Source organism: Paenibacillus cremeus (genome assembly GCF_007786445.1).
GTDB lineage: Bacteria > Bacillota > Bacilli > Paenibacillales > NBRC-103111 > Paenibacillus_G > Paenibacillus_G cremeus.
In genome coordinates, this window is record NZ_VNJI01000007.1 from 85,907 (window position 1) to 102,626 (window position 16,720).

Genomic DNA, 16,720 nt, shown 5'->3' on the forward strand with positions numbered 1-16,720 from the left:
ATCCATACCAAAATGAGATTGATTTCTTAAGCTTGCATCTGAAAAAAAGATGTTAAGTTTTAGTGAATAGGCAGATTTTTCTGTAAATAAGACAGCCAGTTTCCGTACAAAAATCGTTCTACCTGTTCCGATGAATACTTTTTGGACAATGCGTCCGCCAGATGCCCATACTGGCCCGAATGCTCTAGTCCGGGAATCCAGCTGCTAATGCCGTCAAAATCCGACCCGAAAACGATATGACGCTCTCCTCCCATACTGCAAATGTGATCTACATGCCCGATCAGAGCATCGATCGTCGGCGCGCTTGGATGCACAAAGTGAGGCACAAAGGTAATCCCGATTCGACCGTCCCGGCGAAGCAATTCGCGGATCTGATCGTCATCCAGGTTTCTTGGGTGCGGGCACAGTGACTTTACGTTCGAATGCGTCGCAACAAACGACTTTGTGGAAGCCGCGGCCAAATCCCAGAACGATGCTACCGATAAATGAGACGCATCCAGTAGGATGCCCAAATCGCCGCAATCTTTAATAAAGCTTTTTCCGCGCCTTGAAAAACCACCCTGCCGCGGCTCCAGAATGCCATCCGCCGCCCAATTTCCGTAATTCCATGTCACACCGATGAATCTTACGCCCAGATGGTACAGCGTTCGTGTATACAGCGGATTGGCCTCTAGCGCATCTGTTCCTTCTAAAGTCAGGATCGCCCCAAGCTTGTTGCTGCTCATCACAGAGGCTAAATCATCTCGATTTTTGATCACCTGGACAACGCCATCACGAACGATTTTTTGATAAAAAATATTTATATATTCCAAGTAATGGTCAAATTTAGGTGCCGTTATACGCTCAGGCAAATAAATCGCAAAAAATTGAATTTTCACTCCGGACTTCATCATTTTTGCATAGGAAGCATCCAGCGCGGCCGAAGGATCGAAATAGTTGATGGAGGGATTTTCGAACATTTTATACAGCACGTCGCAATGCCCATCAATGATTCTCATCGTCTCAACCTCCAAACAGGAATTTGGATTTCGCATTCGTAATTCGTACAAACGACGAAAAACCAAAAAAACCTGTTCCATATCCAAGCTGATCCGCTCAAAATCGAACTCAAGATCAGTTGATATAGCAAACAGGTGTTTAAGGCTATCGCTTAAGAGGTGAGCTTTATCTTGGCTCCACGATCAGCTTTATGGCAGTCCGGTCTTCCCCGTCAATTACAATATCGGTAAATGCTGGTATGCAGATCAAATCAACCCCGCTGGGAGCCACAAATCCTCGTGCGATTGCTACCGCTTTAATAGCTTGATTCAGTGCTCCGGCCCCGATCGCCTGGAGCTCCGCAGCTCCGCGTTCCCGCAATACCCCTGCGAGTGCGCCTGCAACGGAATTTGGGTTGGATTTTGCTGAAACTTTTAATACTTCCATGAAAAGTACCTCCTCGGGAATGATGATAGCTTCCAGTACTATTCATATTCTAGGAATTTGCGGTTAATTCCTTCTGTCCGAAGATGGTATTTTCTAAAATATTAGAATTTTTCGTCAATTTAGTCCTTATTTATCGTTATTCAAACAACACTCCGTCCTCATCCATCCGAATGAGCTGAATTTTTTTCCCAAGACCTGTGGCCGTGTCCAGATCAATGCACACGGCATGAAAATGCCATTTGCCCTCATCGACGACAAAACGGACTGGCAACTGTGTCTTAAATTTCTGCATAACGGCGACCCGCTCCATGCCCAGAATGCCGTCTCTTGGTCCCACCATCCCGACATCCGTCACATAAGCCGTCCCCTGCGGGAGTACGCGCTCATCGTTCGTCTGTACGTGAGTATGCGTACCTACGACAGCCGACACCTTCCCGTCCAAGTGCCAGCCCATAGCCAGCTTCTCGGAGGTTGCTTCCGCGTGAAAATCGACCAACACGTACTTGGTTCTCTTCTTTGCCTGCTCCACCAGCTCATTCGCCTTCTCAAAAGGGCAGTCCAGCGGAGGTAAAAAGGTACGGCCCTGCAGGTTAATGATCGCCAGCTCCGCATCCTTGACCTTTATGTACGTATATCCACGACCAGGTGTTCCGGCTGGAAAATTCGCAGGGCGCACCATGCGCTCCTCTTTATCAATAAAATCAAAAATTTCTTTCTGATCCCAAGTGTGGTTCCCCATCGTAATGCCGTGCACGCCTTGCTCGAACAGTTCCTTCGTAATGGCTGCTGTGATGCCTCTTCCTGCAGCCGCGTTCTCTCCGTTAGCGATAATCCAGTGCGGATTGTACTTCGTTTTTAGCTTAGGCAGACACGTTTTCAGCGCTTTGCGCCCGACAGATCCAACGATATCTCCAATGAATAAGATGCGAATGCGACTCTCCCCCTTTTTCTTCCGTTATTATTTTGGCAAAAGAAAAGTGGCTTATTCAGCCACTTCTCTTCTAGGTTTATGCAATTATTTGGCGTATTCCACGGCACGTGTTTCACGAATAACGGTAACCTTAATGTGCCCAGGATAGTCGAGCTCATTTTCGATTTTCTTCGTGATATCGCGAGCCAAACGGAAGGCTTCCGTATCGTCGATCTTCTCTGGCTGAACCATCACGCGAACCTCGCGGCCCGCTTGAATAGCGTACGACTTCTCCACGCCTTCAAATGATTCGGAGATATCCTCAAGCTTCTCCAACCGCTTAATATAGGTTTCCAGCGTTTCGCGTCGAGCGCCCGGTCTAGCTGCAGACAATGCATCCGCTGCGCCGACCAGCATCGCGATAACGGAGGTAGCCTCACAATCGCCATGATGCGAAGCGATACTGTTGATAACCACTGGATGCTCCTTGTACTTCTTCCCGATCTCTACGCCGATCTCCACGTGGGAACCTTCGACTTCGTGATCGAGTGCTTTACCGATGTCATGAAGAAGTCCGGCACGTTTCGCCAATGTCACGTCTTCTCCGAGCTCTCCTGCCATCAGTCCAGCGAGGTAAGCAACCTCCATGGAATGCTTCAGTACGTTCTGACCGTAGCTTGTACGGAATTTCAAACGACCTAAAATCTTGATCAGATCCGGATGCAGACCGTGAACACCGGTTTCAAACGTAGCTTGCTCCCCGTATTCTCGAATCCGTTCATCCACTTCCTTGCGGGATTTCTCCACCATCTCTTCAATGCGAGCCGGATGAATACGTCCATCAGCAACCAATTTCTCCAGCGATGTACGGGCAATTTCCCTACGGATCGGGTCAAACCCGGACAAGATGACCGCTTCAGGAGTATCGTCAATAATCAGATCAATACCCGTCAGTGTCTCCAGTGCACGGATATTGCGGCCCTCACGACCGATAATGCGACCCTTCATTTCCTCATTTGGAAGCGCTACGACGGACACCGTCGTTTCAGCCACATGATCGGCGGCACATCTTTGGATGGCCAGCGTAATAACCTCTCTAGCCTTCTTGTCGCCTTCTTCTTTGGCTTGCTGTTCAATTTCTTTAATCAATTGAGCGGTTTCGTGGCGAACCTCTTGCTCGACATTGGACAAAATGATTTGTTTAGCATCCTCCATTGTCAACGCAGAAATCCGTTCCAATTCGGCAACTTGATCTTTGTAGATCTGATCAATTTGCGCTTGTGTTTCTTCGATCCGTTTCTCTTTGTTGGCAACCTGCTCTTCTTTTTTCTCCAGAGATTCTAATTTTTTATCCAGCGACTCCTCTTTTTGCAACAATCGTCTCTCTTGTCGTTGTGTTTCGTTTCGACGATCACGAATGTCTTTTTCAGCTTCGGTTCGGAGCTTATGAATTTCATCTTTCGCTTCGAGAACCGCTTCTTTCTTCAGTGCTTCTGCCTCCTTGCGCGCACCTTCTTTAATCTGCTCGGCAGCTTGCTCAGCACTAGAGATCTTCGCCTCTGCAAGGGACTTGCGGATAAAATAACCAATCCCTAAGCATAGTACACCAACAACGAGAACGATCACGACCCAGATAGCTGTGTTTAGCATCCAGTTCACCTCCTCGTTGAATCCTCCAAGGGTTGCTTGGGATTTGAATGGGTTGATTTGTCATCCTAATTTTAAGCGCTAGAAAAAGTAAAAATTGGCGATTTTACTTTGTGAATCGTTCCGGGTAAATCGTTTGGAATGATTCTGTGTATAATGAATATACATGATCATTTTAGCTTTTGACGAAGAAGCTTGTCAAGGTGTTCTGTTTCCTAATTTAGTCCTCTACTAGCATCTCCAGCTCGTCCCAGTCCTCTTCCGTGTCGGATTCAGCCGGCAATTGGCTGAGTACTCGGCTTACAATGCCTCCGGGATAGCCTCTTCTTGCAAGGAAAGCTGCGATTTTTCGCCGCGCTTTGGATGCATCCTTGCGCAGCTCACCTGCGTATCGTTTCTCCGCAAGCGCATACGCCATCCGAAACTCCGTTTCCTCATTTACCTGCTCCATCGTACTATGTATGGTTTCTTTGTTAATCCCCCGCTGCTGAAGCTCCTGCTTGATCCAATGCCGCCCTTTCTTCTGCGACTCCAGCCGCTGCTTGGTGAGCTGCTCGGCGAACAGGGTATCGTCCAAATAGTGCTCCCGGTCCAGACGCTCTAAAGTGACCTTGATGATCTCAGGCGAAAATCCTTTTTGCTTCAGTCTAGCCCGCATCTCCTGCTCTGAGCGAAGTCTGCTGGATAGAAGGCGAAGCGCGTCCACATAGGCCTTCTGAACCTCCTCAGCGTACAAAATTTGTTGCAGCTGGGTCTCCTCCAAGTACTCTCCTTTAAATAATCTGTGCCTGATCAGGATGTCCTCGTGTACAGAAAACGCAAAGCACTCATCGATGAAAATGTTGTAGCGGTGCTTCAGCCGCTGCTGTCGTTCCACCTTCGTGATCATGCCCTTCTGATCTTGCCATTGCTCGGTCACGTGCAGCACTCCTCCACAAAAAAAAACAACAAGGGCACCTTTATGTAGTAAAGGTGCCCGCATACCCTGCCGCTAAGCGATCATGCCGCGGCTGCTGTCTAATTACTCAAACGAAGCTAACAGGTCGTTCTCTTCTTCCTCATCGTCCGTATTCGGTCCCACAGCGACGATCAGGTTGCTGTTTTCGCGGATTTGCTTCTCAATGATATCCGCAAGCGAAGGATTTTCTTTCAAAAATTGCTTGGCATTCTCGCGCCCTTGCCCAAGCCGGTCATTATTGAAAGAGTACCATGCGCCGCTCTTTTGAATAATATCCATCTCAGTGGCAATGTCGACAAGGCTGCCTTCTTTGGAGATCCCTTCACCGTACATGATATCGACATCCGCTTGCTTGAACGGAGGCGCTACCTTGTTCTTCACGACTTTAATTCGGGTACGGTTACCGATCATATCGTTACCTTGCTTGATTGTCTCAACACGACGGACATCCAGGCGGATCGAGGAATAAAACTTGAGCGCGCGGCCGCCCGGTGTCGTCTCTGGATTCCCGAACATCACGCCCACCTTCTCACGAAGCTGGTTGATAAAGATCGCGATGACCTTCGACTTATTGATCGCACCGGAAAGCTTACGCAGCGCTTGCGACATCAGTCGTGCTTGCAGACCTACGTGAGAGTCGCCCATCTCCCCTTCGATCTCCGCCCTCGGTACCAGTGCGGCAACGGAGTCGATGACCAGAATGTCGACAGCACCGCTGCGTACGAGCGCTTCTGCGATTTCGAGCGCCTGCTCGCCTGTATCCGGCTGGGAAAGCAGCAGTTCGTCGATGTTAATGCCAAGCTTGCTAGCGTACAGTGGATCCAGCGCATGCTCCGCGTCGATGAAAGCCGCCGTGCCGCCAGCCTTCTGTACTTCAGCAATCGCATGAAGGGCTACCGTCGTCTTACCGGACGATTCCGGTCCGTATACTTCAATAATTCTACCGCGCGGAAATCCGCCGATTCCAAGTGCTATATCAAGTGCTAGCGATCCGCTAGGAATAGTCTCTACCTGCATATGGGTAGATTCACCTAATTTCATAATCGATCCCTTCCCAAATTGCTTCTCAATTTGGCGAAGAGCTGCTTCTAATGCCGCTTTACGATCTGCCAAAGGACTCACTTCCCTTTTCTCAATAATTTCATACTCTCATCATAACCGCTTTTTGTTCGCTTGCCAAGCTTTTTTTCGAACATATATTCGCATGTGTGGCCAAATAAAAACCGTAACAAAGTGTTTGAACTTGTTACGGTGCTTCCGTATTTCCTATTATATTCTATTCTCTAGCAATTCGCAAGCTATGATTTGAGCTTTCTCCACAGCTGGTAGAGCGCGCTCTTGGCGGCTCGCAGCTTGATCGTCTCGCGGTTGCCCGACTGCTGTGTCTGGCGGACAACGGTCTCGCCATTACGCTCTGCTACGCCGACGAATACGGTTCCGACCGGCTTGCCCTCCGATTCTCCGGGACCGGCTACGCCTGTAATCGAAACGCCATAATCGGCACCTGTGATCTGAAGTACATTTTCGGCGAGCAGCCTGGCCGCTTCCTCACTGACGGCCCCCGGTGCCCCTGGCCCTTCCAGCAGCTCCATCGACAAGCCGAGCAGCTTATGCTTGACTGCATTCGTATAGCAGATGATCCCGCCGGCAAACGACGCTGAACTGCCAGGGACATTCGTCAGCAGATCGCTCAGAAGCCCGCCTGTGCAGCTCTCAGCCACCGACAATGACTTACCTTGCTCCGATAGCAATTGCAGCACCGCCTGCTCCAGCGTGATGTCCTGAGCCGCATAAATATGATCGCCAACTCGGCTGCGAATTTCCGACTCCAGCGGCTGAAGCTTAGCTTGCGCTTCAACCTCGTTTCGTGCCCTGGTCGTGAGCCGGATGGCCACTTCCCCTTCTTTGGCATAAGGCGCAATGGTTGGATCCGTCTGGGCGCCGATCAGGTCAATCAGTGAATGCTCCAGCTGGGATTCGCCAATCCCTGCAAACTTCAGCATCACCGAAAAGAGTGGTTCAACGGCATCCATCTTGGATGCGATCCACGCCTTCGCGTAGCGGTCGAACATCGGCTTCATCTCTTTAGGCGGACCCGGCAGCAGCAAATAATGCGTGCCCTCGTGCGTAAGCGCTACTCCAACGGCAAGCCCGGTGTCGTTCGCCAGCGGGTCGCTGTGCTCTGGCATCAGCGCCTGCCGCGCGTTGCTTTCCACCATAGGCACGCCGCGCTTACGGAACAGCTCTTCGATTTTGTTCATCGAAGGCTCATGAAGGATGAGTTGCTGTCCGATAAGCTCGACCAGCACATCTTTTGTCAAATCATCCTGCGTCGGACCAAGCCCGCCGGTACAAATAATGACATCTGCCCTAGATTTGGCAATTCGAAGCGACTCTTTAATCCGCTCCGGATTATCCCCTACCACGGTTTGAAAGTATACCCCTACACCTATGTCCGCCAAGCCGCTCGATATGTATTGCGCATTCGTGTTGACAATTTGGCCCATCAGCAGCTCCGTGCCGACCGCGATAATTTCCGCTCTCATCCCCATATCCCCTCCGAGTGCATGATCTAAGAACAAAAAAACAATAGGTGCAACCTACTGTTTTTGCTCATTCCAGTTAATGACGTCTTTATTTTTCATATAGTAATCGAAACCGGAGTACATCGTAATGATCGCCGCAATCCAGCTTGCAAAAATATCAAACCGGAAGCCGACGAACTCAAACGGAAAGTTATTGAGCAGCAGCGCGATAATCGCCGTAATTTGCGCGGCGGTCTTCCATTTGCCCCATTTGCTAGCAGCCACGACGCGGCCCTCGAGCAAAGCAATTTGGCGCAGTCCGGTTACGGCAAACTCCCGGCTGATGATTACAATCGCGATCCAAGCATCCAGCTTGTCCATCTCCACCAGCGAGACCAAAACTGCTGAAACCAGCAGTTTGTCCGCAAGGGGATCCAAAAGCTTGCCCAAATTCGTGACAAGCTTTCGTTTCCGTGCAATGTAACCGTCCAAGCTATCGGTACTGGCGGCAATAATAAAGATCAGGGCTGCAATAATCTGGTTGTAGGTAATCGAGAATTGCTCGATCCGGATATTAGGAGTTTTCACATTGACGAGCAAGAAAAACATAATGATCGGTACTAGAAAGATTCTTGCCAATGTGATCCGGTTGGCCAGATTCATGCGACGACCTCCCCCGATAGATCGAATTCGAAGGAATGCGTAATGCGCACTTTGGCGATCTCGCCAATTTTCAGCTGTTTACCCCCTACAAAAACTTCCCCGTCAATCTCAGGGGCATCATATTGCGAACGGCCTACATAAATGTCGTTTCGACCGTCATACTTCTCAATCAAAACATCAATCACTTGACCGATCCGATGACCGTTACGCTCATTAGCGATCTCGCGCTGTACTTCCATGAGCACGTTCTGACGGTACTCTTTCACGTCATCTGGCACTTGATCTGGCAAACGGGACGCAGGCGTGTCCTCTTCCTTCGAGTACGTGAATACGCCCAAGCGGTCAAACCCGATCTCACTTACAAACTGCTTCAGGTTCTCGAAATCTTGTTCAGTCTCGCCTGGAAAGCCTACGATCAAGGAGGTCCGCAGCGATACGCCTGGAATCCGCGCACGAATCTTAGCAATCAGCTCACGCGCATCACGTTGACGTCCTGGACGACGCATCCGCTTCAAAATGCTGTCTTCGCTGTGCTGCAGCGGCATATCGACGTATTTGCACACTTTAGGGTTGTTCGCCATCACATCGATCAGCTCGTCCGTAAAGAAGCCAGGGTATGCATAATGCAGACGCACCCACTCAATACCCGGCACTTCGCTCACCTTGTTCATCAGCGTCGGCAGCATAAACTTATCGTATAGATCGGTCCCGTAATTCGTGGAATCTTGGGCGATTAAGCTAATCTCTCTCACCCCTTGGGATGCGAGCTGCTGTACTTCATCCAAGATCGACTCAACACTCCGGCTGCGGAACTTGCCGCGCATAATCGGAATGCTGCAGAACGTACAGGCGTTGTCACAGCCTTCAGCAATTTTGACGTAGGCGGTATACCGCGGCGTCGCCATTCTTCTCGGCAGCTTCTTCTCGTAGTTAAACACTGGATTGCCTACCATCACCGGTTTGCGGCCTTTAAGAGCCTCATCAATGATGTCATTGATTTTGTCAAAATCGCCCGTCCCGACAATCCCGTCGATTTCCGGCATTTCTTCCATCAATTCTTTCTTATACCGCTGCGTCAAACACCCGGATACGATGAGCGCCTTGAGATTCGCCGTTTCCTTGAGATCTGCCATATCGAGAATCGTGTTCACCGACTCTTCCTTGGCCGCGTCGATGAATCCGCATGTATTCACAATAATGATGGTTGCTTCTTCCTTCTCCGATACCAAAGTATACCCGCGCTCGTGGACGAGACCAGACATGATTTCCGAATCGACAAGATTCTTCTCACATCCTAGGGTAACCACTTTCACTTTCTCTGTCATGTAATATCCTCCAAACGATTTATACCTAATGCCCAATACGGTTTGTAACAAGTATAATATAACGCTGTGAACAGTGTCAAAAGAAAGAACCCCCCTACAAATCCAATAATCTGCAAAGGAGTTCGACTGCTATATTCTCTATCTGAAGTTAATAAATTGCAATTCAACCGATAAATCAGCTTTGCGAAGCAGAGCAATCACCTGCTGCAGGTCATCCTTGCTTTTGCCGGTTACGCGAATTTGATCGCCTTGAATTTGGCTTTTCACCTTCAGCTTGGAGTCACGGATCAGCACGTTTATTTTCTTCCCGTTATCCTGATCAATGCCTTGCTTCACCTTGATCCGCTGGCGGACGGTGCTTAAAGCGGCGGATTCCACTTTGCCGTATTCGAGATTTTTCAGCGAGATGCCCCGCTTCGCCATCTTCGATTGCAAAATGTCGAGCACGTTCTGGAGCTTGAAATCATCATCGGAAACGACCACCAGCTCTTCTTTCTCCAGCTTGACGCTGCTCTTGCTTCCTTTAAAATCAAATCGGGTTGCGATTTCCTTCTCGGCTTGGTTAATCGCGTTGTTCAGCTCTTGCAGGTCCAGCTTGGACACAATATCAAATGAACTTTCACTGCTCATATCCGCACTTCCTTTCCTATCCAACAATATACAGCTTATTGTATCAAAAAAGACACCTTCTGCACAAAGCATCCAGTGTCTTTCAGATAAAGTTATTACTTCGCAAATTCGATCTGCAGCTTCTTCACGTTCGGAGCATCTCCAACGACCACCGGTGTGCCATTGATTGAAAGCTCGGCCGCGTTCGCTTTACCAAAAATCATGTAAGCCGCGTTCGTCAGCTCCCAGGTCTTGCCGTTTCCATTCATGTATGTACCTTGCTCAACCATCTCTCGCTTGTCTCCTAGGGAGTCCAGCTCGATCCAGCAAGAATCGCCTGATATTTTCATCTCGATCTTCAGCGACTTCGCATTCGAGACGGTGTAATAATCCGTGCCCCGTTCGCTTTTGACCAGCTTCACCTCTGTTATAGGTGCTGGCGTGGGCGTAGGCACCGGGTCAGGCTTTTTATCCGCTAACGCGGCTGGTGTTGTTCCTCCGCTCGCCACCGGGGCTTGGGCAGCAGGCTCAATCTTATCCGTCAGCTTCTTAGGCTGATCCTTCACCGAATTGTTCGCTCCGCCTGCATAGTTCAGGTTTAAGTAGTAATAGATGATCCCCAGAATGAGCACAACGAAGGAAATCATCATCACATTGGAAGCCCATTTCCCAAACCGTTCGGTATTCCGGGTGGTGCGCTTGCTGCGGATTGGCTCGATTTGCTCCGGCTCCGGTGCAGGAATCACATTTTGGTATAAACGAAGCACTTCATTAGGATCTAAGCCGACCGCTTCAGAGTAGCTTTTAATAAACGCACGGACATAAAAATTGCCTGGCAAAACCTTATAGTTTCCATCCTCTATCGCTTCAAGGTACCGCTTTCGTATTTTCGTTGTTTCCTGCAAGTCGTCTAGAGAAATTTTCCTCTCCATCCTTGCTTTTCTTAGCAGCAAACCAAGCTCGGACAAGTAGTGTCACCCCTTCCGGTTCAAATCGGAGTATTCTATTAACCAGATAACCGTTGGCTCGGCCAATCAGTATTCGTCAAACCCGCTGGTAAACGTTTCATATGTAATCTCTTCGTCGGGTGTCGTACGCAGCTCCACAATGGCATCGAAATCATCGTAAGTGTATTGGGATTCACGGATAAAAATATCCGGATGCTCAATGACCTTGGTCGACGGCATAGCCATAATTTCCTGCAAAAGCATATGATGCTTCTCGTTGGAGCGCAGGGTAGAAACGATCCCATCGATAATAAACACATTGTTCGGATTCATCTCATCCTCGGACAGCTGGCTGCGAACGGTTTGTCTAAGCAGCGTGGAAGACACAAACGTCCAGCGCTTATTGGAGCATACGCTTCCAGCAATGATCGACTCGGTCTTACCGACGCGCGGCATACCACGCAATCCAACGACACGGTTGCCTTCCTTCTTAAACAGCTCGCCAAGGAAATCGACCAGCAGACCAAGCTCGTCGCGCGTGAAGCGAAACGTCTTGTGATCGTCCGAATCACGTTCAATGTATCGCCCATGGCGAACAGCCAAAATGTCCACCAGCTTCGGAGGACGTAAAGCGGTTATAGTTATATTATCCACTTTTTTCAACATTTTACCCATTAATTCAATTTTTTCTTCATCATTGGTTTGCAAAAGCAGTCCACGGGTACGATCCTCCACCCCGTTAATCATGACGATGTTGATATCCAGCATCCCCATCAGAGAGGCCATATCGCCCAAAAGTCCTGGACGGTTCTTATGAATTCTATATTCCATATACCATTGTTTTATTTCATTGTTGTTTTGTTCCGTTATCATTTGGTTGATCTCCGTTCTGGTAATGTAAGTGAATAGGAAATATTCTACAATATTCGATAAAATCCTCCCGTTCATGGGGGAAAAGTTATGAATTCTTCAATATTTTCATTTCATTGTCCGGAAACGGCTGAATACCAGGCTTCCAGCTATGCTTCTCCATCGTATCCAGCTGCCCGGCTAAAATCGCATCCCATTGCAGCTCGATGCCGGTTGCCGCGATATTCATAATCGGAACTTGCAGTGATTTCATTCGATTTAAGACGGTCGCATCCAAGGGGGCATACACTGCAATCCAGTTAGGTCCGTGCTGTCGGACTTGGAATTGGAACTGAGGATACCAGCCATCGGCATCAGCCATCGAAACGTACTCCCCTTCCTCGGACGGCGCCCACTCCGATGGAATCGGATAGCCGGTCTTGGTCACCCATTCGATAGTCCGGCCCGATACGAGCTGTTGGCGCACCCATTCATCCCACTCCGCCTGAAACCGCGCCTCCGGCACTTGCTTCCACAGTACATTGTTGCTCTTAACTTGAACTTGCTGTCTGGCTACCGCATCGTCAATCAAAACCCATTTGCGCTCAGGTGATTGTTCAGCTGCCGGCAGGGCCGCCTGAATCAATGCATGGCCTACGACCAATACATAATCATAAGGTACGGATTTGATCTTGTCGATTTGTGCTTCAGTTAACGCAGATGTATTTTGCATCCACTCGAAGGAGATATGGTTCTTATCCCGCCAGGCTACTAACGTGGAGTCCAATGATTTTTTGGCAGCGTCCGGTAAATCGGCTCCTGTTACGACCAAAACGGACGTTTTGCTTTGAAGCAGTGACGCATCGATGACCGGGATATTTTTCCCGCAGCCAGTCAATGTCATAATAACTAGGGCACAGCTAAGAACACCTTTAACCCATTTCATGAATCGATCCCAACCTCTTTCTGCTTTACACCGCAATGTCCCCATTATTATAGCAGATAAAGTCAGGAAAAGCCTCCCTTGAGGCGCGGTTTCATCCTGATTGCCAATGACCGCTGTCCAAGGAAGGCTTTATTCGTTCGATAAGATTTAGCTGTTGGCTTTGGCCAGCTTCACCATGGCGCCTGCCAAGACTCTCCGCTCACTTTCGTCGCACACATCCCAGAGCTCCTTAATTGCGCGTTCTTCTTTGTTCTCCGGGTCCACTTTGTCAGACAAAAATTCGCCGATTTGGAAGGCTAGATTGGAGATCGTCTCTTCACTCATTCCGACTTTCTCCGCTTGTTCGACACGCTCACCCAAAAACTCCTTCCAACGATCGAAAGCCTTCAAAACAGTAGCCATGCTGTAATTCCTCCTCGAAGAAGATATGGTTAGTACAAAAATAATCTTCGCAAAAGGAGGTCACATTATTCAGCTTTAAGTGAGCCAGCCGCCGTTCGGACTGATGATTTGTCCGGTAATATATCCGGATTCAGGCAGCGCCAAAAAATAAACGAGTGAAGCGATTTCATCCGGTTGCGCAAAACGGCCCGCGGGAATATCATTTTCGATCGCCTGCTTTTCCTGCTCGTCGAAGCCCGCCATCATTAAGGTGTCAACTGCACCCGGTGCCACCGCATTCACGGTTACACCGGAAGGCGCCAGCTCTTTCGCTAATGCCTTGGTAAACGCATTGATACCGCCTTTAGCGGTGGAATAAGCCACTTCACAGGATGCGCCTGAGATCCCCCAAATGGAGGAAACGTTAATGATACGCCCGTATTTATTCGTGATCATCGGCTGCATAAACTGCTGCGTGGAAAGAAACGTGCCTTTCAAATTAATGCTCATTATGTCATCCCACTGCTCTTCGGTAATATCCGAAAGCATGCCGTAATGCGAAACGCCTGCATTATTAACTAAAATATCAGGAATCATGTCATGATGCGCAAGCTTTTCTTGCATACGGATGATTTGCTCGCGGGAGCGAAGATCAGCGGTAACCGTTAACACGCGGGAGCCGTGGCTCATGCAGCTTCGAGCCGTTTCATTGGCTGCTTCATGGGATTGAAGATAGTGGATGACCACATTCATGCCGACCGCCGAGAAACGGCGGGCGATCGCGGCGCCGATGCCGCGGCTCGCCCCTGTGATGAGCACCGTTTGCTGGGTAAAAGATTTCACTGAAATTCACTACTCCTTACTGGCTACAAGCGAAACCGCTTTTTGCTTCCAATCGAAATGCTGGCGCAGACGCTCGTTCACATCTTCAATCGTTATGCTCTCATAGATAGGCAAAATATCGAACAAATCGATGCCCTTGAAGCGGAGCTTTGTGAATTCGTTCGCAATGGACTCAGGTGAGTTCAATTGCCGCAAAAAGGCGCCGATTTTTTTCTTTTTGCTTCGTTCAAAATCCGCCGCCGCAACGCCTGTCGCTTTTACTTTATCGATCTCTTCCTGTATTCTAGCCATCATCTGATCCGGATCTTTCGTATCCCCGCCGATGACGGAAAATGCATAGCCTTCAGCAATGTTATATTCCGAGCCGAACGAGTCGGAGATGAGCTGCTCATCATACAGCTTCTGATAAATAGCCGAGCTTGGGCTAAGCAAAATATCCAGCAGCACCTTCATCGCGAGCTCCCGCTTCAGCATCTCGTTGCCTCGCAGCGGCTGTCCAGGCTCTTTGCATCCGAACAAGCATTTTGGCAGAGATACAGGTAAAACCGTGTGCTTTAGCGGGGCTTTTACCGTTGGCGGCTCCGCATCAAAGTAACGTTCAATTTTGCCCTGCGGCGGATAGTTTTTGCCTGCCTGATTTTGCCGAACGAGCTCCATGATCTCCTCGGGATTCACTCCCCCAACCACGAATAAGCTCATATTGCTTGGATGATAAAAGGTATGGTAGCAATCGTACAGCATCTCTTTCGTAATCTCGGTGATGGATGCTATAGTTCCTGCAATATCAATATGGACAGGATGCGTGTGATACATCGTCTCGATCAATCCAAAATACGACCGCCAGTCGGGATTATCCTCATACATCTTGATCTCTTGCCCGATAATGCCTTTTTCCTTCTCGACGTTTGCATCGGTGAAATAAGGATTTTGAACGAAGTTGATTAACGTTGTTAAATTTTCTTTAATTTGACCTGTAGCCGAGAACAAGTAGGCTGTGCGATCAAAGCTAGTGAAGGCGTTAGCGGATGCTCCTTGGGCTGCAAACACGGAGAAAATGTCTCCCGTCGGCTCCTCGAACATTTTGTGCTCCAGGAAGTGCGCAATGCCGTCTGGCACTTTCTTTTCTTCGCCCCCCTCCACCTGAAAATGATTGTCGATCGAGCCGTATTTAGTGGAAAAGGTAGCGTAGGTTTTTTGAAATCCTTCCTTCGGAAGAATAAAGACGCTTAACCCGTTTGGGAGCTGCTCCGTATAGAGTGTCTCTCTAACGTGTGGATAAGGGACGACTTGCATGCTATGCTTCCCCCTTTTTGTCGCGTAAAAAATAAACAGTATCCAGCTTCACATACTTCGCCATTTCTTGTATGCGCGGCTTGTCAATCCGCTCCACTGCATCGATCAAGGCCGGAACCGTACGCTCAGCCCCTGAAAGAATGTTGTTAAAATCAAACGCAATAAGCTCAAACGCCGAATCCTGAAGCTCGCGCAGATGCGCAGTAATCATCGCTTGGGTTTGCTGCAGCTCAGTATCGCTGATTTGTCCGTCTTCCATCGCTTGAAGCTGCTCTTTGATAATGTTGACGGCCTTCACATAGTTGCCAATCTCTATCCCGGACTGGATCGTCAAAATTCCCTTATGTCCATCGAGCCTCGAGGAAGCGTAGTACGCGAGACTGGCCTTCTCCCGCACATTGGTGAACAGCTTGGAATGCGGATACCCGCCTAAAATGCCGTTGTACATCAGTGCCGCAGGATAAGATTCATCACCATACGATGTGTCTACCCGAAGTCCCATATTGAGCTTTCCTTGATTAACGTCCAGCCGTTCTACCACTTCTTTAATCTGGGCCACTTGGCGGTGCTCCGGTTTTCTGGTGTAGGAGGCGGCGGAGCCATTGTCGATCTGGAAGTAACGCTCAATCAGCGGCAATACCTGCTCCAGGCTGGTATGACCCACCACGTATATGTCGATCGGTGCACTCTGCATGAATTGCTTGTACCGGTTCATCAGTCCGTCCGCTGTAATGGCTTGCAGATCGGATATTTTGCCTAACGGATGGAGCCTGTAAGGCTCATCGCTGCACATTTCCTCGACACAACGCTCGGCTGCGTACCGAATTTTATCATTAATAATGGCCTCAAGCCGCTTCTGCAGCGTCGCTTTTTCCGAATCTACATACTTCTTATAAAAGGCTGTACCCTCCAGCGCCGGCTGCGTAACCGCTTCGCCTAGGAACTGGATCGCCTGCTCCAATAGCGATTCGCTGCTGGACACAAACGCATCCTGGATGACATCCATACGGAACTGCAGCATCTGGTAGTCGCCGCGCTTGTAAATATCGAACCCAAAGCCCGCTCCGTACAAATCATCCAACCGTTCACGGAACTGCTTGGTTTCCGGGTATGTCTTACTGCCTCTCCTGAGCACAAAGGGGATGAGCGCCGTGGATGTCACGGTGTCTTCTTGCAGCGGGCAGCCGATGTATGCCGAGATGGCAAATGTTTTGAATTGCTCGGTGGGAAGCACATGCACACGGATGCCGCGCGAAGTGCCTCGTTCAAATTGAATTTGCTTCAAGGATGAAACAACTCCCTTCATAATCGTGCACATCCCTACGGCTGAATGTTTTCAGACTCTTCAATTGAAAGCCTTCAGCCCAATTCCATTATATTCCTACATAAACAGAAGAAG

General features: G+C 49.2%; 17 protein-coding genes. All 17 read right to left on the reverse strand.

Annotation, left to right across the window (positions count from 1 at the left end; genetic code table 11):
* Window positions 1-59 precede the first annotated feature (59 nt).
* The 17 genes from FPZ49_RS07510 to yfmF all read right to left on the reverse strand — a co-directional run bounded on the left by FPZ49_RS07510 (window position 60) and on the right by yfmF (window position 16,627).
* Window positions 60-998, reverse strand: coding sequence for a dipeptidase (locus FPZ49_RS07510; RefSeq protein WP_144845137.1), 939 nt, complete (start codon window positions 996-998; stop codon window positions 60-62).
* Between the two features lie 166 nt (window positions 999-1,164).
* A complete protein-coding gene (locus FPZ49_RS07515) occupies window positions 1,165-1,425 on the reverse strand; it encodes a stage V sporulation protein S (RefSeq protein ID WP_006286829.1) in 261 nt (86 codons plus the stop codon).
* A 136-nt stretch (window positions 1,426-1,561) separates the two neighbouring features.
* Window positions 1,562-2,356: a TIGR00282 family metallophosphoesterase gene (locus tag FPZ49_RS07520; protein WP_144845139.1), complete on the reverse strand. Its 795-nt coding sequence runs from the start codon at window positions 2,354-2,356 to the stop codon at window positions 1,562-1,564.
* Between the two features lie 84 nt (window positions 2,357-2,440).
* Complete coding sequence (gene rny / locus FPZ49_RS07525; protein WP_144845140.1) at window positions 2,441-3,985, reverse strand: ribonuclease Y; 1,545 nt, start codon at window positions 3,983-3,985, stop codon at window positions 2,441-2,443.
* Between the two features lie 217 nt (window positions 3,986-4,202).
* Window positions 4,203-4,901: a RecX family transcriptional regulator gene (locus tag FPZ49_RS07530; protein ID WP_261381307.1), complete on the reverse strand. Its 699-nt coding sequence runs from the start codon at window positions 4,899-4,901 to the stop codon at window positions 4,203-4,205.
* 102 nt (window positions 4,902-5,003) lie between these two features.
* Window positions 5,004-6,053 carry a recombinase RecA gene (gene recA, locus FPZ49_RS07535; RefSeq protein WP_144845144.1) on the reverse strand — a complete coding sequence of 350 codons (1,050 nt, stop codon included), beginning with the start codon at window positions 6,051-6,053 and terminating at the stop codon, window positions 5,004-5,006.
* 185 nt (window positions 6,054-6,238) lie between these two features.
* Window positions 6,239-7,486, reverse strand: a complete 1,248-nt coding sequence (locus tag FPZ49_RS07540) for a competence/damage-inducible protein A (RefSeq protein WP_144845146.1) — start codon at window positions 7,484-7,486, stop codon at window positions 6,239-6,241.
* A gap of 54 nt (window positions 7,487-7,540) precedes the next feature.
* Window positions 7,541-8,128 carry a CDP-diacylglycerol--glycerol-3-phosphate 3-phosphatidyltransferase gene (gene pgsA / locus FPZ49_RS07545; protein WP_144845148.1) on the reverse strand — a complete coding sequence of 196 codons (588 nt, stop codon included), beginning with the start codon at window positions 8,126-8,128 and terminating at the stop codon, window positions 7,541-7,543.
* Window positions 8,125-9,453 (reverse strand): 30S ribosomal protein S12 methylthiotransferase RimO, encoded by a 1,329-nt coding sequence (gene rimO, locus FPZ49_RS07550; protein WP_144845150.1) that lies wholly within the window; start codon window positions 9,451-9,453, stop codon window positions 8,125-8,127. The genes pgsA and rimO overlap by 4 nt, the downstream gene beginning before the upstream one ends.
* Window positions 9,454-9,591: 138 nt before the next feature.
* The gene (locus FPZ49_RS07555) at window positions 9,592-10,083 is read right to left on the reverse strand and encodes a YajQ family cyclic di-GMP-binding protein (RefSeq protein ID WP_144845152.1); all 492 of its coding nucleotides are present in this window, start codon (window positions 10,081-10,083) and stop codon (window positions 9,592-9,594) included.
* Window positions 10,084-10,178: 95 nt separating this feature from the next.
* The gene (locus FPZ49_RS07560) at window positions 10,179-11,030 is read right to left on the reverse strand and encodes a helix-turn-helix domain-containing protein (protein WP_144845154.1); all 852 of its coding nucleotides are present in this window, start codon (window positions 11,028-11,030) and stop codon (window positions 10,179-10,181) included.
* A 66-nt stretch (window positions 11,031-11,096) separates the two neighbouring features.
* Complete coding sequence (locus FPZ49_RS07565) at window positions 11,097-11,882, reverse strand: DUF3388 domain-containing protein (RefSeq protein ID WP_144845156.1); 786 nt, start codon at window positions 11,880-11,882, stop codon at window positions 11,097-11,099.
* A gap of 85 nt (window positions 11,883-11,967) precedes the next feature.
* Window positions 11,968-12,804 carry a hypothetical protein gene (locus tag FPZ49_RS07570; RefSeq protein ID WP_144845158.1) on the reverse strand — a complete coding sequence of 279 codons (837 nt, stop codon included), beginning with the start codon at window positions 12,802-12,804 and terminating at the stop codon, window positions 11,968-11,970.
* Window positions 12,805-12,951: 147 nt separating this feature from the next.
* Complete coding sequence (locus FPZ49_RS07575; RefSeq protein ID WP_144845160.1) at window positions 12,952-13,206, reverse strand: DUF3243 domain-containing protein; 255 nt, start codon at window positions 13,204-13,206, stop codon at window positions 12,952-12,954.
* A 75-nt stretch (window positions 13,207-13,281) separates the two neighbouring features.
* Window positions 13,282-14,028 (reverse strand): elongation factor P 5-aminopentanone reductase, encoded by a 747-nt coding sequence (gene ymfI / locus FPZ49_RS07580; protein WP_144845162.1) that lies wholly within the window; start codon window positions 14,026-14,028, stop codon window positions 13,282-13,284.
* Window positions 14,029-14,037: 9 nt separating this feature from the next.
* A complete protein-coding gene (gene yfmH, locus FPZ49_RS07585; RefSeq protein WP_144845164.1) occupies window positions 14,038-15,321 on the reverse strand; it encodes an EF-P 5-aminopentanol modification-associated protein YfmH in 1,284 nt (427 codons plus the stop codon).
* Between the two features lies 1 nt (window position 15,322).
* Window positions 15,323-16,627 (reverse strand): EF-P 5-aminopentanol modification-associated protein YfmF, encoded by a 1,305-nt coding sequence (yfmF, locus tag FPZ49_RS07590; RefSeq protein ID WP_144845166.1) that lies wholly within the window; start codon window positions 16,625-16,627, stop codon window positions 15,323-15,325.
* Window positions 16,628-16,720: the final 93 nt, after the last annotated feature.